The sequence below is a fragment of the Streptomyces sp. NBC_00250 genome, from assembly GCF_036192275.1.
Classification (GTDB): Bacteria; Actinomycetota; Actinomycetes; order Streptomycetales; family Streptomycetaceae; genus Streptomyces.
The window spans coordinates 3891762-3909832 of sequence record NZ_CP108088.1; the positions used below are offsets into that span (position 1 = coordinate 3891762).

Below are 18071 nucleotides of genomic sequence, written 5' to 3' on the forward strand. Positions count from 1 at the left end.
CGGCCCCGCACCTCCGAAGAGGTGCGGGGCCGGCCGACCGCTCAGTGAGCCTGTGGGGCTCAGACCGTCTCGTCCTCGACGAGCAGGTTGCGGGTGCGGTTCGAGTCCAGCGGGATGCCGGGGCCCATCGTCGTCGTGATGGTCGCCTTCTTGATGTAGCGACCCTTCGCGGCGGACGGCTTCAGACGGAGGATCTCGTCCAGGGCCGCGGCGTAGTTCTCGACCAGCTTCGTCTCGTCGAAGGAGACCTTGCCGATGATGAAGTGCAGGTTCGAGTGCTTGTCGACGCGGAACTCGATCTTGCCGCCCTTGATGTCGTTGACAGCCTTCGCGACATCGGGGGTGACGGTGCCGACCTTGGGGTTCGGCATGAGACCACGCGGGCCGAGGACGCGGCCGAGGCGGCCGACCTTGCCCATGAGGTCCGGGGTGGCGACAACGGCGTCGAACTCGTTCAGGCGGTTGCCCTTGGAGATCTCGTCGATGAGCTCGTCGGAGCCGACGATGTCGGCGCCCGCGGCAATCGCGGCCTCGGCACGGTCACCGGTCGCGAAGACCAGGACCCGGGCGGTCTTGCCGGTGCCGTGCGGAAGGTTCACGGTGCCACGGACCATCTGGTCGGCCTTGCGCGGGTCGACGCCCAGGCGGAAGGCGACCTCGACGGTGCCGTCGAACTTCGTGCTGGAGGTGTCCTTGGCGAGACGGACGGCCTCGAGAGGGGCGTAGAGCCGCTCGCTGTCGATCTTGGCGTCCGCTGCGCGGAGAGTCTTGCTGCGCTTCACTGCTTCTCCTGTTGGTTCAGGTGTGGAGTCGTGGTGCGGACCAGCGCTGGTCCTACCACTAGGTCACGAGGGGGGTGATCAGCCCTCGACCGTGATGCCCATGGAACGGGCGGTGCCAGCGATGATCTTGGACGCGGCGTCCAGGTCGTTGGCGTTCAGGTCGGGGAGCTTGACCGTGGCGATCTCGCGGACCTGGGCGGCCGTGAGCTTGGCAACCTTGGTCTTGTGCGGCTCGCCGGAGCCCTTGTCCACACCAGCGGCCTTGAGGATCAGCTTGGCGGCCGGCGGAGTCTTCGTGATGAAGGTGAAGGAACGGTCTTCGTAGACCGTGATCTCCACCGGCACGACCATGCCACGCTGCGACTCGGTCGCGGCGTTGTAGGCCTTGCAGAACTCCATGATGTTGACGCCGTGCTGACCCAGCGCGGGGCCGACCGGCGGGGCCGGGTTGGCCGCACCAGCGTTGATCTGGAGCTTGATAAGCCCCGTGACCTTCTTCTTCTTGGGAGGCATTGCTCTCTCCGGGTCCTAGTGAGAGTGTTCAGCCCGCCATCCGGTCATCCGGATGCAGGCATACCGCACCACGATAACGGGTATAGCGCTGCGGCCAAAAACCGAGCAGGTCAGAGCGGCTGCGAGAGCCACTCTGACCTGGTCGGAAACTTATGAGATCAGTTCTTCTGGATCTGGTCGAAGCTGAGCTCGACCGGGGTCTCGCGACCGAAGATCTCGACGAGGCCCTTGACCTTCTTCGAGTCGGGGTTGATCTCGTTGATGGTCGCCTGGAGGGTGGCGAAGGGGCCGTCGGTGACGGTGACCGAGTCGCCGACCTCGAAGTCGAGGACCTGGACCTCCAGCTTGCGGGCCGGAGCCGGCTTGCCCTCGGCCTCGGCGGCCTCGCGGGCGGCCTTCTCCTCGGCCTCCGGGGCGAGCATCTTGACGATCTCGTCCAGGGTCAGCGGGTACGGGTCGTAGGCGTTGCCCACGAAGCCGGTGACACCGGGGGTGTTGCGGACGACGCCCCAGGACTCGTTCGTCAGGTCCATGCGGACGAGAACGTAGCCGGGAAGCTTGTTCTGCTTGACGTTCTTCCGCTCGCCGCCCTTGATCTGGACGATCTCTTCCTCGGGGACCTCGGCCTGGTAGATGAAGTCCTCGACGTTGAGCGAGACGGCACGCTGCTCGAGGTTGGCCTTCACGCGCTTCTCGTAGCCCGCGTAGGTGTGGATGACGTACCACTCGCCGGGGAGGGTGCGCAGCTCCTCGCGGAGCGCGGCGACCGGGTCGACCGGGGCGGCCGGCTCGGCCTCCTCGTCGGTCTCTTCCTCGGTGTCCTCGTCGTCCTCGACCTCGACGACGGTCTCGTCCTCGTCCTCGTCGTCCTCGGAGGCGTCCTCGTCGGAGGAGTCGTCGTCGGAGTCGTCCTCGTCGGTCTCCGACTCGTCCTGGTCCTCGTCCTCGACCTGGAGAGCGGCTTCCTCGGCGGCCTCGCCGGCAACGTCGTCAGCAGCGTCTGCCTGGTCCTCGTCGGCGGCCTCGACGATGTCCAGCTCGTCCTCGACGGACTCGGACTCGAAGGCGTCGTTCAGGTTCGCGTCAGACACGGTGGCTGCTTCTTCCTGCGATACAGATGGGGTGGAACAAAAAGTCAGCCGAAGACGTACTTGACTGCTTCCTGGAAGCCATAGTCAATCACGGTGACAAGGCCGATCATGATGACGACGAAGACAATCACCACGGTGGTGTACGTCGAAAGCTGGCTGCGCGTGGGCCAGACGACCTTGCGGAGCTCTGCGACGATCTGTCGGTAGAAGAGCGCGAGACGGCCCAGGGGGCCCTTCTTGCCGCGCTTGCCGCCCTTGCGGGACTTCTTCTTCGACTCTGCGGCCTCGTCATCGGCATCAGGCATGTCGATGGAGCCTACGGCGTCCGTCACGATCTCTCACCTGATTCCGGGTCGGCCGTGCCGCGCCCGGGTGGAGCCGCACGGCGGTGCAATGAAGTACGTACATGCGCACAACACCTGGCGGTGTGTGTAGCAGGGCCGGAGGGACTTGAACCCCCAACCGCCGGTTTTGGAGACCGGTGCTCTACCAATTGAGCTACGACCCTTTGTTGGTGTCCCTCAACGTACCGCATCGTGAGATGTGGTCGGTGCGGGCCAACGAGGAGTGAGCATACGTGGTCAGGGGGCCCCGCGTCGAACAGAAACCACGACCGACCTGCCGTCGGACGCGCGTACGACCGGTAATGACCGTTCCTGTCCGGTCCGTGAAACCTGAGTGCCGGGCCTTGAAGCGGTCTGGGACGATGGGCCGCATGAGCGCTGCTACCCCTCCCACCGAGCGTCGGGTCTCCGCCCGGATCGGTGCGATCTCCGAGTCCGCCACCCTCGCCGTCGACGCCAAGGCCAAGGCTCTCAAGGCCGCCGGGCGCCCGGTGATCGGTTTCGGCGCGGGTGAGCCCGACTTCCCGACCCCGGACTACATCGTCGACGCGGCCGTCGAGGCCTGCAAGAACCCGAAGTACCACCGCTACACGCCGGCCGGGGGTCTGCCCGAGCTGAAGGCCGCCATCGCCGCCAAGACGCTGCGCGACTCCGGCTACGAGGTCGACGCCTCCCAGGTCCTGGTGACCAACGGCGGCAAGCAGGCGATCTACGAGGCGTTCGCCGCGATCCTCGACCCGGGCGACGAGGTCATCGTCCCGGCGCCGTACTGGACGACGTACCCCGAGTCGATCCGCCTCGCGGGCGGTGTCCCGGTGGAGGTCGTGGCCGACGAGACCACCGGCTACCGGGTCTCGGTGGAGCAGCTGGAGGCGGCCCGTACGGAGAAGACCAAGGTCGTCCTCTTCGTCTCGCCGTCCAACCCGACCGGCGCCGTCTACAGCGAGGCCGAGACCGAGGCCATCGGCCGCTGGGCCGTCGAGCACGGTCTGTGGGTCCTGACGGACGAGATCTACGAGCACCTGGTCTACGGCGGCGCTTCCGCGGTCTCCCTCCCGGCGGTCATGCCGGAGCTGCGCGACAAGTGCATCGTGGTCAACGGTGTCGCCAAGACGTACGCGATGACCGGCTGGCGCGTGGGATGGATCATCGGCCCGAAGGACGTCGTGAAGGCCGCGACGAACCTGCAGTCGCACGCCACGTCCAACGTGAGCAACGTCGCGCAGATCGCCGCCCTCGCCGCCGTCTCGGGCAACCTGGACGCCGTCGCGGAGATGGGTCGCGCCTTCGACCGGCGCCGCCAGACGATCGTGCGGATGCTCAACGAGATCGACGGCGTCCTCTGCCCGACCCCGGAGGGCGCGTTCTACGTGTACCCCTCGGTGAAGGGCCTGCTCGGCAAGGAGATCCGCGGCAAGCGCCCGCAGACCTCGGTCGAACTGGCCGCCCTGATCCTGGACGAGGCCGAGGTCGCGGTCGTCCCGGGCGAGGCCTTCGGCACGCCGGGCTACCTGCGCCTGTCGTACGCGCTGGGTGACGAGGACCTGGTGGAGGGCGTGGCCCGCCTCCAGAAGCTTCTCGCCGAGGCCACCGACTGATCGGTGACCGAACCACCTGGTGACGTCGCCAGGTGGGTGGCGGGTCCCCGGTTCTTCGGAGCCGGGGACCCGTTTTTGCGTTCTAGCAAGGTCCCGATCGGGGAAACGGGGTGTGTTCGTCCATTCGGGTGCGGCAGGATCAGCCGATGGAGCACCTTTACCGCGACCTCACCGCACTGCCCAAGGCCCATCTGCACCTGCACTTCACCGGTTCGATGCGGCCCACCACCCTCATCGAGCTGGCCGACAAGTACGGCGTGCACCTTCCCGAGGCGCTGAGCAGCGGTACGCCTCCGAAGCTGCGGGCCACCGACGAGCGCGGCTGGTTCCGCTTCCAGCGGCTGTACGACATCGCCCGCTCCTGCCTGCGCTCCCCCGAGGACATCCAGCGGCTCGTCCGCGAGGCCGCCCAGGAGGACGTGAAGGACGGCTCCGGGTGGCTGGAGATCCAGGTCGACCCCACCTCGTACGCCCCGCACCTCGGCGGGCTCATCCCGGCCCTGGAGATCATCCTGGACGCGGTCGACGCGGCCTCCCGGGAGACCGGGCTGGGGATGCGGGTGCTCGTCGCGGCGAACCGGATGAAACACCCCCTGGAGGCGCGGACGCTCGCCCGGCTCGCGGTGCGGTTCGCGGACCGGGGCGTGGTCGGCTTCGGGCTCTCGAACGACGAGCGGCGGGGCCTGGCCCGGGACTTCGACCGGGCCTTCGCCATCGCGCGCGAGGGCGGTCTGCTCGCGGCCCCGCACGGGGGCGAGCTGACGGGGCCGGCGTCCGTACGGGACTGCCTGGACGATCTGCGGGCGGCGCGGGTCGGCCACGGGGTGCGGTCGGCGGAGGACCCGCGGCTGCTGCGGAAGCTCGCGGAGCGCGGGGTGACCTGCGAGGTCTGCCCGGCGTCCAACGTGGCCCTCGGGGTGTACGAGAAGCACGAGGACGTGCCGCTGAGGACGCTCTTCGAGGCGGGGGTGCCGATGGCGCTCGGCGCGGACGACCCGCTGCTCTTCGGCTCCCGGCTCGCGGCGCAGTACGAGATCGCCCGCAAGCACCACGGCTTCACGGACGCGGAGCTGGCGGAGCTGGCCCGGCAGTCGGTGCGGGGCTCGGCGGCCCCGGAGGACGTCCGGGCGAAGCTGCTCGCGGGGATCGACGACTGGATCGCCGCCTGATCCCAGGGGGCTAGCCGATTCCTGCCATCAGGGTGCGCGCGACGCTCCGCGCGAAGTCGTCGACGGAGTCCGGCGGTCGGCGGTCGGGGGTCATCTCCCAGGCGAAGGCGCGCTGGGCGCAGGCCCCGAGGAGCAGCGAGGCGGCGGCCACCGGATCGGCGTGGGCGGCGATGCGGCCGTGCCGCTGCTCGGCGCGCAGGTAGGCGGCGAGGCCTTCGATGGGCTTGTGGGGCCCCATGCCGTACGTGCGCATGGCCTCCTCGTGGCGCTGCTTGAGCTGCGGTTCCGCGTAGAGGGAGGCGACGACCGGGAAGGTCTGCTCGTAGAAGAGGGCGGCCTGCCGGGCGACCTCGGTGAGGTTCGCCTCGACGGTACGGCCGCCGGGGTCGGCGACGAGTGTGCCGAGGAGCCCGCCGAGCTGGGGAAGCCGCTCGTTGAGTACGGCGAGGAAGAGCTCTTCCTTGCTGGTGAAGTACTTGTAGAGCGCGGCTTCCGAGCAGCCCGCGGCCTTGGCGATCTCCTTGGTCGTGGTGCGGGCGAGCCCCACGGTCCGCATCAGGTCGCGGGCCGCGTCCACGATCCGTACCCGGGTCGGCTTCTGTTCCATGCATCCTCCAGCCACGCTTGACGGGTGGGTAAGTGTTCACCCACCCTAGGGGTGAGTGAACACTTACCCACCCCTGGAGGGTGCGACATGAAGCTCACAGTCTTCGGTGCGACCGGCGGCATCGGCCGGGAGATCGTCGGCCAGGCCCTGGCCTCGGGCCACGAGGTGACGGCGGTCGTAAGGGACCCGGCGCGACTCACGGCCACCGGCGGACGGCTGACGGTCCTCCGCGCCGACCTCTCCGACCCGCAGAGCCTGCGCGGAGCGCTCACCGGCCGGGACGCGGTGCTCTCGGGCCTCGGCGCCCGGAGCCGCGCGGACGCGGGCGTGGCCGCCCGGCTGACCCGCTCGGTGCTCACGGCCATGGAGGCGGAGAAGGTGCGTCGGCTCCTGGTGGTGAGCGCGGCCCCGCTCGGCCCGGTCCCGGACGGCCAGGGACTCGCGGACAAGGCCGTCCTCGCGATCGTCAACGCCGTCCTGAAGGACGTCTACGCGGATCTGCGGGTCATGGAGTCGGAGCTCGCGGCGAGCAGCACGGACTGGACGTCGGTACGCCCGCCCAAGCTGACGGACAAGCGGGGCACCGGCCGCTACCGCACGGTCGTCGGAGGCACCCCGCCCCGGGGCCGCTCACTGGCCCGCGCGGACGTGGCCCACGCGATGCTGGCGATGATCGACGACCCGGCGACGGTCAAGCAGGGCGTGGGCGTCGCGTACTAGGACGGTCAAGCAGGGCGTGGGCGTCGCGTACTGGAAGGTGTCCGGTGGACCGGGGGCGGACCGGACTCAGAGTTCGACGCCGACGGTGACGGGCTCGTTGACCAGGGTGATCCCGAAGGCCTCGTGGACCCCGGCGACGACCTCGCGGGCCAGCGCCAGCAGGTCCTCGGTGGTCGCCTCGCCCCGGTTGGTCAGCGCCAGCGTGTGCTTGGTGGAGATCCGCGCGGGCCCGGAGCCGTACCCCTTGGTGAACCCCGCCTTGTCGATCAGCCAGGCGGCGGAGGTCTTCACCGCGCCGTCCTCGCCCGTGGGGAAGGCCGGCGGGGTGACGTCGGCGCCGAGCCGCCCGGCCACGCGCGCGAGGAAGGTCTCGTACTGCCCCGCCGTGAGGATCGGGTTGGTGAAGAAGGAGCCCGCGGACCAGGTGTCGTGGTCCTCCGGGTCCAGGACCATGCCCTTGCCCGCGCGCAGCCGCAGGACGGTTTCGCGGGCGTGGGCGAGCGGCACCCGGTCCCCTGCCCGGACGCCGAGGAAGCGGGCCGTCTCCGGGTAGTTGATCGGCGCGGACAGCCCGTCCGCGTCCTCCAGCTCGAAGCGGACCCGCAGCACCACATACCGCTCGGGGTGGTCCTTGAAGAGGCTGTGCCGGTACGAGAAGGCGCACTCGGCGTTGGTGAGGGTGACGGTCTCCTCGTCGCGCCGGTCGTAGGCGACGACCTCGGTCACGGTGGCGGAGACGTCCTGGCCGTACGCGCCGACGTTCTGGATCGGGGTCGCGCCGGCCGAGCCGGGGATGCCGGCCAGGCACTCGATCCCGGCGAGGCCGGCCTCGACGGTCCGGGCGACGGCGTCGGTCCAGACCTCGCCCGCGGCGAGCTCCAGCTTCGTCCCGTCGAGGGCGAAGCCCTTGGTCGCGATCCGCAGCGCGGTGCCGTCGAAGCCCTTGTCGCCGATGACGAGGTTGGATCCGCCGCCGATGACCAGCAGTGGCGTCCCCGTGGCGTCGGCCTCGCGCACGGCCGCGATCACCTCGTCGTCGGTGGTGGCCGTGACGAGCCGGGTGGCGGGTCCGCCGAGCCGGAAGGTGGTCAGGGGCGCGAGGGGGGCGTCGTGGAGAGGCTGCACGGGCTCAAGGGTACGGGGAAGGGCCCGCCACCCCTGGCGGGCCCGTCCCCGGCGCGGTTCCGCACACGGCGTCACGCGGCGATGAGGTCCTTCTCCCCCGCCTCGGCTCCGGCCGCCGCCTCGCCCTCCGCCTTCCGCCGGGCCTCCTGGCGCCGCGACGGGGCGAACAGCACCGCGACCGCGCCGAGGGCCACCGCCCCCGCGCCGACCCACAGCGCGGGTACCAGGCCGTCGACGAAGCTCTGGCCGGACTCGTACCCGCCCTGGGCGGCGAAGATCGAGGCCATCACGGCGACGCCGAGCGCACCGCCGACCTCGCGGAGCGCGTTGTTGGCGCCGGACGCGATGCCCTGCTCGGAGGGGCGGACGCTGGACATCACGAGGTTGGCCGCCGGTGCGAAGTACAGCGCCATGCCGATGCCGCTCACGACGAGCGCGGGGAGCTGGACGGCGTACGAGGCGTCGGGGGTCAGGACGAGCGCGAACCAGGCGAGGCCGAGCGCCTGGAGGGCGAGGCCGACGGCGACGACCGGGCGGCCGCCGATCCGGTCGGAGAGGGCGCCCGCGAGCGGCGCGACGATCATCGGCATGCCGGTCCAGGGCAGCATCCGCAGTCCCGCCTCGGTGGGCGAGTAGCCGAGTACGCCCTGCATGTACTGGCTGAGCAGGAAGATCGAGCCGAACATGCCGAGGAACATCAGCAGGCTGGCCGCGTTGATCCCGGAGAAGGCGCGGTTGCGGAAGAGCCGCATGGGCAGCATCGGCGCCTTGCCGTGGATGCCGTGGTGGATGAACCCGCCGATGAGCGCGGAGCCGGCGATCAGTCCGGTGAGGACGGTCAGCGAGGTCCAGCCGTCGATCGGGCCGCGGATCAGCGCGTAGACGATGCCGAACAGACCGCCGCTGGCGAGGAGCGTGCCGGCGATGTCGAGGCGGGCCCCGGTGCCGTGCGACTCGGCCAGGCGCAGCCGGGCGAGCGGAAGCAGGGCGAGGCCGAGCGGAACGTTCAGCCAGAAGATCCACTGCCAGGACATGTGTTCGGTGAGGGTGCCGCCGATGAGCGGGCCGGAGGCGACGGCGAGACCGTTGACGGCGCCCCAGATGCCGAAGGCCATCCCGCGCTTGGCGGCCGGGACGGCCGCGGTGAGCAGGGTGAGGGTGAGCGGCATCATGATCGCGGCGCCGACGCCCTGGACGGCACGGGCGGCGATCAGTGCGTCGATGCCGGGGGCGAGCGCGGCGGCGGCGGAGGCACCGGTGAAGACGGCGAGTCCGACGACGAAGAGCCGGCGGCGGCCGAAGCGGTCACCGAGGGCCGCTCCGAACATGAGCAGGACGGCGAAGGTGAGGGTGTAGGCGCTCACCGTCCATTCGAGGTCGTGGAGGGCTCCGCCGAGGTCCTCGCGGATCGAGGGGAGGGCGGTGGTGACGACGAGGTTGTCGAGGGCCGCCATGAAGCCGGCGACGCTGGTGATGACGAGTGCCCAGGCGGCGGAACCACGGCGGGCTGTTGGCTGGTTCATTACTGCCCCTCAGATCTCAGGTTAGTTATTGATGACTAACTTTTGTGCCCATGAAAGGGCGGGCGGGCACACGCGAAGGCGGGTGGCGGCGCTACTTCTCCAGACGGCCGAGACGGCGGGCGGAGGGGTAGAACCCCTCCCAGACCCGGTGCTCGGGCGGAAAGCCCATGGCGACGAGGGTGTTGATGAGCATCCCGTACGCCAGGAAGGTCGTGGTCTCGTCCTTGTCGGCGCCGAGCGCGAGGTGGACGGTCTCCCAGAGCACCATCCAGCCGGCCCGTACGGCCTCGCCGAACTCGTGGTCACCGGCCGCCTCGGCGGCGGCGACGGTCACGTACACCTGCATCTGCATCAGGAGCCGGTCGGGATCCTCCGCGATGATCCGGGTGTACGCGTTGGCCATGGCTTGCAGGGCCTCCTCGCCGGACAGCCCTTCCGCGGCCTCCTCGAAGACGCGGATGGTGTCGCTGATGCAGCGCTCGGAGGCGGCCAGGAACATGGCCTTCTTGCCCGGGAAGAGCCGGAAGAGGTACGGCTGCGAGACGCCGACGCGCTTGGCGATCGCCTCGGTGGACGTGCCGTAGTACCCGCCGCGGCTGAATTCGCTCATCGCCGCACGGATGACGCTCTCGCGCCGCTCCTCCGCACTCATCCTGACCATGCGACCAAGTTAGTACTCAATCACTAACTTGGTCAAGAGGGGATCGGGGCAGCCGCTTTCCGCGGCCACCCCTCCCCCGTGCCCTCAGCCTCTGCCCTCAGCCGGGCTACGCGAGCCTGACCACGGCCCGGGACATGCCCAGGACCTTCTGGCCGGCGCACATCGCGACGAGGTCGACCCGCACCCGCTGGTCGTCCAGCTTCGCGGCGACCTTGGCGCTGACCTCGACGGTGGTGCCCTTGTCGTCGTTGGGGACGACGACCGGCTTGGTGAAGCGGACGCCGTACTCGACGACGGCGGCGGGGTCGCCGGCCCAGTCGGTGACGACGCGGATCGCCTCGGCCATGGTGAACATGCCGTGGGCGATGACGTCGGGGAGGCCGACCTCCACCGCGAACTTCTCGTTCCAGTGGATCGGGTTGAAGTCCCCGGAGGCGCCCGCGTACCGGACGAGTGTGTCGCGGGTCACGGGGAAGGTCTGCGCGGGCAGCTCGGTGCCGACCTCGACCTCGTCGTAGGCGATCTTGGCGGTCATGGTCAGGCCCCCTCGGGTGCGCGGGAGACGAGCTTGGTCCAGGCGGTCACGACGTGCTCGCCGGAGGCGTCGTGGACCTCTCCGCGGATGTCCAGGACGTCGTTGCCGGCGAGGGACTTGATCCCCTCGATGGTGGAGGTGACCGAGAGTCGGTCCCCGGCGCGTACGGGCCGGGTGTAGACGAACTTCTGGTCGCCGTGGACGACGCGGCTGTAGTCGAGACCCAGCTGGGGGTCCTCGACGACGGCGCCGGCCGCCTTGAATGTGATGGCGAACACAAAGGTCGGCGGGGCGATCACATCGGAATGCCCGAGCGCCTTGGCCGCTTCCTGGTCGACGTAGGCGGGATTCGCATCCCCGATCGCCTCGGCGAACTCGCGGATCTTCTCGCGGCCGACCTCATAGGGCGGGGTGGGCGGATAGGTCCGGCCCACGAAGGACTGGTCGAGCGCCATGGACTCGATACCTCCTGGATTTGTTGCCGACAAACGACACGAGGCCGCCCCCGAGTGGGGACGGCCTCGTGTACGAGCCTGATTAGCGCGTCTCGCGGTGCGCAGTGTGCGAGTTGCAGCGGGGGCAGTGCTTCTTCATCTCAAGACGGTCCGGGTTGTTACGCCGGTTCTTCTTGGTGATGTAGTTCCGCTCCTTGCACTCCACGCAGGCCAGCGTGATCTTCGGGCGGACGTCGGTGGCAGCCACGTGAGTGCTCCTTGGACGGATGGGACGGATGAACGCATGAAAGAGTAGCCGATCGAAGGACCGACCCCACAATCGGCTACTGTGTGTAGCGGTGACCGGACTTGAACCGGTGACACAGCGATTATGAGCCGCTTGCTCTACCGACTGAGCTACACCGCTTTGATGATCCGGATCCCGCCCGAAGGCGGGTCCTTCTCACCAGAGCCCCAATACGGAATCGAACCGTAGACCTTCTCCTTACCATGGAGACGCTCTACCGACTGAGCTATTGGGGCGAGCGAGGAAGACATTACACGGTCTCCCGCCCATCACCCAAATCCGTTTCGCGGCGCCCGCCCGACGGTCCTCACCAGGCGTCACGTACGCCACTCGTGGCCTCATCGGTACGACTATTGCGCTCCTCCTCGAAGGTCGCTCCGGGCACCCCTAGGCTCGGCCCCACGCTTCGTGATCTTGATCTTGAGGAGCCTTGAGGAGCCCCCATGTCAGCCGAAAGCAAGCAGCCCCAGCCGCCCGAGGACGGGGCCGCCACCACGGCCGACTCGACCTCGCTCCTGCTCTCCCACGCACGGCTCACCGACGGGCGGACCGTGGACGTACGGCTCGTCGGCGGCCGGATCGAGGCGGTCGGCACGGCCGGCAGCCTCACCGCCGTGGGCGCGCGCGTGGACCTCGCCGGCTACCTGCTGCTGCCCGCCGCCGCCGAACCCCACGCCCACTCCGACACCGCGCTCTCCGCCGACTCCCCCGGGCCCGTCTCGTACGCACCCGAGGACGTGCAGCGCCGGGCCACCGAGGCGGCGCTGCTCCAGCTCGGCCACGGCGCGACCGCGCAACGCGCGCACGTGCGGATCGGCGACGTGCAGGGGCTCGGCCCGCTGGAAGCCGTCCTCCAGGCCCGGCGCTCGCTGCGCGGCCTGGTGGACCTGACCACGGTCGCGGTGCCCCGGCTGCTGACCGGGGTGGCGGGCGCGGACGGTCTGGCGATGCTGCGGGACGCGGTGAAGATGGGCGCCGGAGTGGTCGGCGGCTGCCCCGACCTCGACCCCGACCCGGCGGGATACGTGGAGGCGGTCCTGGAGGTCGCGGCCGAGCACGGCGTGCCGGTCGATCTGCACACCGACGGTGACGACCCGGCCCGGCTCGCCCGGCTCGCGGCGATGGCCGGCGGGCTGCGGCCCGGGGTGACGATCGGCCCGTGCACGGGGCTCGTCAGACTTCCCTCCGACGTGGCACGGCGGGCCGCGGACGGGCTCGCGGCGGCCGGGGTGACGGTGGTGTGCCTGCCGCAGGGCGGCTGCGGGGGCACCGAGCGGCGCGGGGCGGCGCCGGTACGGCTGCTGCGGGCGGCCGGGGTACGGGTCGCGGCGGGCAGCGGGGCGATGCGGGACGTGGCCAACCCGGTGGGGCGCGGGGATCCGCTGGAGGCGGCGTACCTGCTCGCCTCGCTGGGCGGGCTGCCCGCGGAGGAGGCGTACGCGGCGGTGAGCGCGGAGGCGCGGGCGGCGATGGGGCTGCCGGAGGTGCGGGTGGAGGCCGGGTTCCCGGCGGAGCTGCTCGCGGTGCGCGGAGAGCGCCTGTCGGGCGTGCTGTCCCTCGCGTACAGCCGGATCGTGGTGCACCGGGGGCGGGTGGTGGCCCGGACGAGCGCGGTGCGGGAGTACTGCGACTCGGCGGCGGCGCTCGATCTGCCGCGCCAGGCACGCCCTGAACGGCCGCCCGAGCCGGGAAGCCCTCCGCCCGGTCCCGTCGTACGGTCGTGAGTATGCGCATCGTCATCGCTGGAGGACACGGACAGATCGCCCTGCGCCTGGAGAGGCTGCTCTCGGCGCACGGGCACGAGGTCGCGGGGATCATCCGCAGACCGGAGCAGGCCGGGGACCTGCGGGACGCGGGGGCCGAACCCGTCGTCCTGGACCTGGAGTCGGCGTCGGCCGAGATGGTCGCCGCCGTGCTCACGGGCGCCGACGCGGCGGTCTTCGCGGCCGGGGCGGGCCCGGGCAGCGGCGTGGACCGCAAGGACACGGTGGACCGCGCGGCGGCGGTCCTGTTCGCCGAGGCGGCGGAACGGGCGGGCGTGCGCCGCTACATCGTCGTCTCGTCGATGGGCGCGGACGCCACGCACGCCGGTGACGGGGTCTTCGACGCCTACCTCCGTGCCAAGGGCGCCGCCGACGACGACGTCCGCTCCCGCACGGGGCTGGACTGGACGATCCTGCGCCCCGGCACCCTGACGGACGACGCGGGCACGGGCATGGTCCGCCTGGAGGCCCGTACGGGCCGCGGCCCGGTCCCCCGCGACGACGTGGCGGCGACCCTCGCCGAACTCCTGGACACCCCGGCGACCGCCGGCCTGACCCTGGAACTGATCGCGGGCTCGACCCCGCTCTCGGTCGCGGTCAAGGACATGGCCGGAAACTGACGGCGCCGACACCACCCCGGAAACGAAGGAAGGTCCCCGGTGCAAGCACCGGGGACCTTCCGTTTCGCGTGGCGACGCCAGGATTCGAACCTGGGTAGGCTAAGCCGACGGATTTACAGTCCGCTCCCATTGGCCACTCGGGCACATCGCCATGAGATCGCTGCCGTGGAGCCGCTTTTCGGCGGTGTTCCGTGGCAACGACGTAAACAATACCTGATCCCGGGGGGTGGTTCGCCACCGGATTGATCAGCGGTTCGGGCCGTGGTGCACCCCCTAGGGTTGGGTCGTACCCCACAGCATCCGAGCAAGGAGCCACGAGTCATGGCCGACTCCAGTTTCGACATCGTGTCCAAGGTCGAGCGGCAGGAGGTCGACAACGCCCTCAACCAGGCCGTGAAGGAGATCTCCCAGCGTTACGACTTCAAGGGAACCAACGCCTCGATCTCGTGGTCGGGCGAGAAGATCCTCATGCAGGCGAACGGCGAGGAGCGCGTCCTGGCGATCCTCGACATCTTCCAGACCAAGCTGATCAAGCGGGGGATCTCGCTGAAGTCGCTGGACGTCGAGGGTGACCCGCAGCTGTCCGGCAAGGAGTACAAGCTCTTCGCGTCGGTCACCGAGGGCATCTCCCAGGAGAACGCCAAGAAGGTCGCGAAGGCCATCCGCGACGAGGGCCCCAAGGGCGTCAAGGCACAGGTCCAGGGCGATGAGCTGCGGGTCAGCTCGAAGAGCCGGGACGACCTGCAGGCCGTGCAGGCGCTGCTCAAGGGCAAGGACTTCGACTTCGCGATCCAGTTCGTGAACTACCGCTGACCCGTCGAGGCTCGTGTCCGAATACCGCCAGCCCGAGGCTCGGCGGGCCCCGCACACTGGACGTGGAAGACCCGTGCGGGGAGAGGAACCAGCCATGACCGTGTACGCGTACGTCGACGGCCCCCTGGGCGAGATGCTGCTTGTCGGGCAGCTCGCCGAAGGGGGCCGTGCCGTGCTGCGCTCGCTGTCCCTGCCGGGGCAGAAGGGCGCCGTCGAGGTCGAGGACGGGTGGACGCTCGCACCCGAGGCCTTCGCGGACGTCGCCGAGCAGCTCGGCGAGTACTTCGACGGGCGAAGGGACCGGTTCGACCTGCCGCTCGACAGCGACGCCGGGACCGAGTTCCAGCGGCGCGTCTGGCGGGCCCTGGAGGAGATCCCGTACGGCACGACCGTCTCGTACGGGGAGATCGCGCGGCAGATCGGTTCCTCCGGCGCCGGGGTACGGGCCGTGGGGACCGCGATCGGGCGCAATCCGCTGCTCGTGGTGCGGCCCTGTCACCGGGTGATCGGGGCCGACGGGAGCCTGCGCGGGTACGCCGCGGGGCTCGAGCGCAAGGAGCGGCTCCTGGGCCTGGAGGGGGCCCCGGTGTGACCGAGGGGCTGTTCCCCCGCGAGCGGGCCACGGTCGCGCCCGGCGCGGTGCACGTGCCCGCGTGGCTCCCGTTCGCGCGGCAGCGGGAGTTGGTGGACGCCTGCCGGGAGTGGGGGCGGGGGCCCACGCCGTACCGGCAGACCGTGCTGCCCGGCGGGGGTGTCATGTCGGTGCGGTCGCTGTGTCTCGGCCGGCCATGGGTGCCGTACCGCTATCTCGACTCCGTCGGTGTCCCGTTGCCCGGGTGGCTCGTCGCCCTCGGCCGGGAGGCGCTCGTCGAGGCGTACGGGGACGACGGCGGTTTCGCGCCGGACACCGCGCTCGTGAACTTCTACGCGCCGGGGGCGCGGATGGGCATGCACCAGGACCGCGAGGAGCGTTCGGGCGCGCCGGTGGTGTCGCTGAGCCTCGGGGACCGGTGCGTCTTCAGGTTCGGCAACGAGGAGAACCGCGGCCGCCCCTACCAGGACGTCGACCTGGCGTCCGGCGATCTGTTCGTGTTCGGCGGGGCTTCCCGGTGGGTCCATCACGGGGTGCCGAAGGTCTGGCCGGGGACGGCCGATCCCGCGCTCGGTCTCACGGGGCGGCTCAACATCACCCTGCGGGAGACGGGGCTCTAGGGACACCCCCTAGGCTGCGGCGCATGAGTGCTGAGCTGCGCCGGTCCCTCGGTGTGTTCGACGCGGTCGTGATCGGGCTCGGCGCCATGATCGGGGCCGGGATCTTCGTCGCGCTCGGGCCCGCCGCGGTGGCCGCCGGGTCCGGGGGCGGGCTGCTCCTGGCGCTCGGGATCGCCGGCGTCGTCGCGTACTGCAACGCCATGGCCTCGGCCCGGCTCGCGGCCCGCTACCCCCGTTCGGGCGGCACCTATGTGTACGGTCGCGAATGCCTCGGGTCGTTCTGGGGATACCTGGCCGGCTGGGCGTTCGTGGTCGGCAAGACGGCCTCGTGCGCGGCGATGGCGCTGACCGTCGGTGCGTATGTGTGGCCGACTCACGCGCACGCGGTGGCGGTGGGCGCCGTGGTGGCCCTGACCGCCGTCAACTACCGGGGAGTTCAGAAGTCGGCGCTGCTCACGCGGGTGGTCGTGGGACTGGTTCTCGCGGTCCTCGCGGCTGTCGTCACGGTGTCCTTCGGGGCCGGTGGGACATCGCCGCTCGCGCCCGGCCGGGAGCTCACCCTCGGCGGGGTTCTCCAGGCCGCGGGTTTGCTCTTCTTCGCATTCGCGGGGTACGCGCGCATCGCCACGCTCGGCGAGGAGGTCCGCGACCCGGCCCGGACGATCCCCCGGGCCGTACCGGTGGCGCTCGGGATCACGCTCGCCGTCTACGTGCTCGTCGCGGTGAGCGTGCTCACCGTCCTCGGCCCCGACGCCCTCGCCGACTCCCCCGCCCCGCTGACGGATGCCGCCCGGGCCGCGGGCGCCGACTGGCTGGTGCCGGTGGTCGCGGTGGGGGCGGCCGTCGCGGCGCTCGGCTCGCTGCTCTCACTGATCCTCGGGGTGTCCCGTACGACCCTGGCGATGGCCAGGGACGCCTATCTGCCGACCGCGCTCGCCGCCGTCCACCCCCGGTTCCAGGTGCCGCACCGGGCCGAGCTCGCCGTGGGCGCGGTGGTGGCCGTGGTGGCCGCGACGGCGGACGTGCGCGACGCGATCGGGTTCTCGTCCTTCGGGGTGCTCGTCTACTACGGGATCGCGAACGCCTCCGCCTGGACCCTGGGGCCCGCGCACCGGCCGCTCGCCGCGCTCGGCCTCGCCGGGTGCGCGACCCTCGCGTTCGCGCTGCCGCTCGGGCCGGTCCTCGCCGGGTCGGGAGTCGTCGCGGCGGGCGTGGTGGCCTGGGCCATCAGTCGAGGACGAGCCGTACCCCCGCGTTCCTGAGGCCGTCGACGAACTCCTGGAAGGTCGCGGGGCGGCGTCCGCTCCACGGCTGGACGCCCAGGCAGGTGCGGGCCACGTCCGACCGGTGCCAGACGAGGGTGGTGCCCGCCAGCTCCTCGCCGATCGCCCCCGGCGCCCCGAACCCGAAGGTGCGCCCGGGGCCGTACACCGCCTCGCCGAGCGCGCAGAGGAAGGAGTCCTCGTCGGTGACGTCGGTCCCGTCGAGGTCGTACGTGGCGTCCGGGGTGATCTCCGGGGCGCCGTACGACCTGCGGACGGCCTGGTTCAGCCACTCGCCGCGCGCCGCGCCGGTGAACCGCCGCCAGGTGCCCGGCTCCGCGGGCCGGCCCTTGTGCCAGAGGTCCCAGACCTCCCGGGACTGGTGCGGTATCAGGCCCTGCCGGGGGAAGGACACGGTGAGGTCGACCAGGCCGTGGGCGAGGAGCGAGGTGTCCCAGCCGGTGATGCGGCCCGCTTCGGCCTCGTGGTGCGCGGTTCCCACATGGCTGAGGACCTGGTAGCGGACGGTCTCGAACTCCTCCGCGCCGGCCGCCAGGGCGTCGCGGAGCACACCGCGCGGGGAGCAGCCGAGGAAGGTGACCTCGGTGTGGGTGCGCTCCGGTGGATCCGAGGGCAGGACGGGGACCAGGTTGACGCAGGAGAAGGCCCCGTGCGCGCCGTAGGCCCTGCGGGGGTCGCCCGAGGACTCGACGGTGACGACGTCGCCGCGGGCGCCGAGGACCCGGACCTCGACGAAGAGCCAGGTGAGGCCGTCGTGGGTCTGGACGTGGAGCGTGCCGAACGGGGCCGAGCCCTCGACGACGGCCTGGGTGACGGCCCGGGCGAGGTCCCCGCGCGCTTCGCAGCCGCGGAGCTCGTGGACGACGCGGGGCGGCGGGACGGGGTCCCCGTACAGGCCGTCGACGTCCTTGCAGAGGGCGACCGCGTACGCGCCGGAGACCAAGGCGTAGTTCGGATGGTCCACCGGTGTC

At 70.9% G+C, this 18071-nt stretch carries 21 protein-coding genes and 4 tRNA genes; 9 read left to right on the top strand and 16 right to left on the bottom strand.

Features of this window, described 5'->3' with window-relative positions; all coding sequences use genetic code 11:
- Positions 1-59: 59 nt before the first annotated feature.
- From rplA to OG259_RS17410, 5 genes are all read right to left on the bottom strand, one after another.
- Positions 60-782, bottom strand: a complete 723-nt coding sequence (gene rplA / locus OG259_RS17390; protein ID WP_328943088.1) for a 50S ribosomal protein L1 — start codon at positions 780-782, stop codon at positions 60-62.
- A 78-nt stretch (positions 783-860) separates the two neighbouring features.
- Complete coding sequence (rplK, locus tag OG259_RS17395) at positions 861-1295, bottom strand: 50S ribosomal protein L11 (protein WP_030318720.1); 435 nt, start codon at positions 1293-1295, stop codon at positions 861-863.
- Between the two features lie 158 nt (positions 1296-1453).
- Positions 1454-2386, bottom strand: a complete 933-nt coding sequence (gene nusG / locus OG259_RS17400) for a transcription termination/antitermination protein NusG (protein WP_328943089.1) — start codon at positions 2384-2386, stop codon at positions 1454-1456.
- Between the two features lie 44 nt (positions 2387-2430).
- Positions 2431-2718 carry a preprotein translocase subunit SecE gene (gene secE / locus OG259_RS17405; protein ID WP_015035534.1) on the bottom strand — a complete coding sequence of 96 codons (288 nt, stop codon included), beginning with the start codon at positions 2716-2718 and terminating at the stop codon, positions 2431-2433.
- A gap of 103 nt (positions 2719-2821) precedes the next feature.
- Positions 2822-2894: transfer RNA gene (locus OG259_RS17410), tRNA-Trp, on the bottom strand.
- Between the two features lie 207 nt (positions 2895-3101).
- Between OG259_RS17410 and OG259_RS17415 the strand changes: the two genes are divergently transcribed.
- Together OG259_RS17415 and OG259_RS17420 are read left to right on the top strand one after the other, a co-directional pair.
- Positions 3102-4328, top strand: a complete 1227-nt coding sequence (locus OG259_RS17415) for a pyridoxal phosphate-dependent aminotransferase (protein WP_328943090.1) — start codon at positions 3102-3104, stop codon at positions 4326-4328.
- A gap of 146 nt (positions 4329-4474) precedes the next feature.
- Complete coding sequence (locus OG259_RS17420; protein WP_328943091.1) at positions 4475-5497, top strand: adenosine deaminase; 1023 nt, start codon at positions 4475-4477, stop codon at positions 5495-5497.
- A gap of 10 nt (positions 5498-5507) precedes the next feature.
- Here the strand turns inward: OG259_RS17420 and OG259_RS17425 are convergent, their stop codons facing one another.
- Positions 5508-6104, bottom strand: coding sequence for a TetR/AcrR family transcriptional regulator (locus tag OG259_RS17425; RefSeq protein ID WP_328943092.1), 597 nt, complete (start codon positions 6102-6104; stop codon positions 5508-5510).
- 87 nt (positions 6105-6191) lie between these two features.
- Between OG259_RS17425 and OG259_RS17430 the strand changes: the two genes are divergently transcribed.
- Entirely contained in the window at positions 6192-6824 is a 633-nt protein-coding gene (locus OG259_RS17430; protein WP_328943093.1) for an NAD(P)-dependent oxidoreductase, read from the top strand.
- 66 nt (positions 6825-6890) lie between these two features.
- Here OG259_RS17430 and OG259_RS17435 read toward each other — a convergent pair whose 3' ends face one another.
- From OG259_RS17435 to OG259_RS17470, 8 genes are all read right to left on the bottom strand, one after another.
- Positions 6891-7949, bottom strand: coding sequence for a UDP-N-acetylmuramate dehydrogenase (locus OG259_RS17435; RefSeq protein ID WP_328943094.1), 1059 nt, complete (start codon positions 7947-7949; stop codon positions 6891-6893).
- A 71-nt stretch (positions 7950-8020) separates the two neighbouring features.
- A complete protein-coding gene (locus OG259_RS17440; protein ID WP_328943095.1) occupies positions 8021-9472 on the bottom strand; it encodes an MFS transporter in 1452 nt (483 codons plus the stop codon).
- 91 nt (positions 9473-9563) lie between these two features.
- Positions 9564-10133 carry a TetR/AcrR family transcriptional regulator gene (locus OG259_RS17445; protein WP_328943096.1) on the bottom strand — a complete coding sequence of 190 codons (570 nt, stop codon included), beginning with the start codon at positions 10131-10133 and terminating at the stop codon, positions 9564-9566.
- A 106-nt stretch (positions 10134-10239) separates the two neighbouring features.
- Positions 10240-10668, bottom strand: a complete 429-nt coding sequence (locus OG259_RS17450) for a MaoC family dehydratase (RefSeq protein ID WP_266895335.1) — start codon at positions 10666-10668, stop codon at positions 10240-10242.
- A gap of 2 nt (positions 10669-10670) precedes the next feature.
- Positions 10671-11123, bottom strand: a complete 453-nt coding sequence (locus OG259_RS17455; protein ID WP_328943097.1) for a MaoC family dehydratase N-terminal domain-containing protein — start codon at positions 11121-11123, stop codon at positions 10671-10673.
- Between the two features lie 82 nt (positions 11124-11205).
- On the bottom strand, positions 11206-11370 hold the full coding sequence (gene rpmG / locus OG259_RS17460; RefSeq protein WP_003956487.1) for a 50S ribosomal protein L33: 165 nt from the start codon (positions 11368-11370) through the stop codon (positions 11206-11208).
- An 86-nt stretch (positions 11371-11456) separates the two neighbouring features.
- Positions 11457-11529: transfer RNA gene (locus tag OG259_RS17465), tRNA-Met, on the bottom strand.
- Between the two features lie 43 nt (positions 11530-11572).
- A tRNA-Thr gene (locus OG259_RS17470) sits at positions 11573-11645 on the bottom strand.
- Positions 11646-11852: 207 nt separating this feature from the next.
- Here OG259_RS17470 and OG259_RS17475 point away from each other — a divergent pair.
- Positions 11853-13133: an amidohydrolase family protein gene (locus OG259_RS17475; protein WP_328943098.1), complete on the top strand. Its 1281-nt coding sequence runs from the start codon at positions 11853-11855 to the stop codon at positions 13131-13133.
- Between the two features lie 2 nt (positions 13134-13135).
- A complete protein-coding gene (locus OG259_RS17480) occupies positions 13136-13792 on the top strand; it encodes an SDR family oxidoreductase (protein WP_328943099.1) in 657 nt (218 codons plus the stop codon).
- Between the two features lie 69 nt (positions 13793-13861).
- Here the strand turns inward: OG259_RS17480 and OG259_RS17485 are convergent.
- Positions 13862-13943, bottom strand: a tRNA-Tyr gene (locus OG259_RS17485).
- 170 nt (positions 13944-14113) lie between these two features.
- Here OG259_RS17485 and OG259_RS17490 point away from each other — a divergent pair.
- From OG259_RS17490 to OG259_RS17505, 4 genes are all read left to right on the top strand, one after another.
- Complete coding sequence (locus tag OG259_RS17490; protein ID WP_328943100.1) at positions 14114-14605, top strand: YajQ family cyclic di-GMP-binding protein; 492 nt, start codon at positions 14114-14116, stop codon at positions 14603-14605.
- Between the two features lie 94 nt (positions 14606-14699).
- Positions 14700-15197 carry a methylated-DNA--[protein]-cysteine S-methyltransferase gene (locus OG259_RS17495; protein WP_328943101.1) on the top strand — a complete coding sequence of 166 codons (498 nt, stop codon included), beginning with the start codon at positions 14700-14702 and terminating at the stop codon, positions 15195-15197.
- The gene (locus tag OG259_RS17500; protein WP_328943102.1) at positions 15194-15817 is read left to right on the top strand and encodes an alpha-ketoglutarate-dependent dioxygenase AlkB family protein; all 624 of its coding nucleotides are present in this window, start codon (positions 15194-15196) and stop codon (positions 15815-15817) included. Before OG259_RS17495 ends, OG259_RS17500 begins: the two co-directional genes overlap by 4 nt.
- Before the next feature lie 23 nt (positions 15818-15840).
- Complete coding sequence (locus tag OG259_RS17505; protein ID WP_328943103.1) at positions 15841-17079, top strand: APC family permease; 1239 nt, start codon at positions 15841-15843, stop codon at positions 17077-17079.
- Here OG259_RS17505 and OG259_RS17510 read toward each other — a convergent pair.
- Positions 17045-18064: a hypothetical protein gene (locus OG259_RS17510; RefSeq protein WP_328943104.1), complete on the bottom strand. Its 1020-nt coding sequence runs from the start codon at positions 18062-18064 to the stop codon at positions 17045-17047. The two genes, OG259_RS17505 and OG259_RS17510, sit on opposite strands and share 35 nt — an antisense overlap.
- Between the last annotated feature and the right edge of the window lie 7 nt (positions 18065-18071).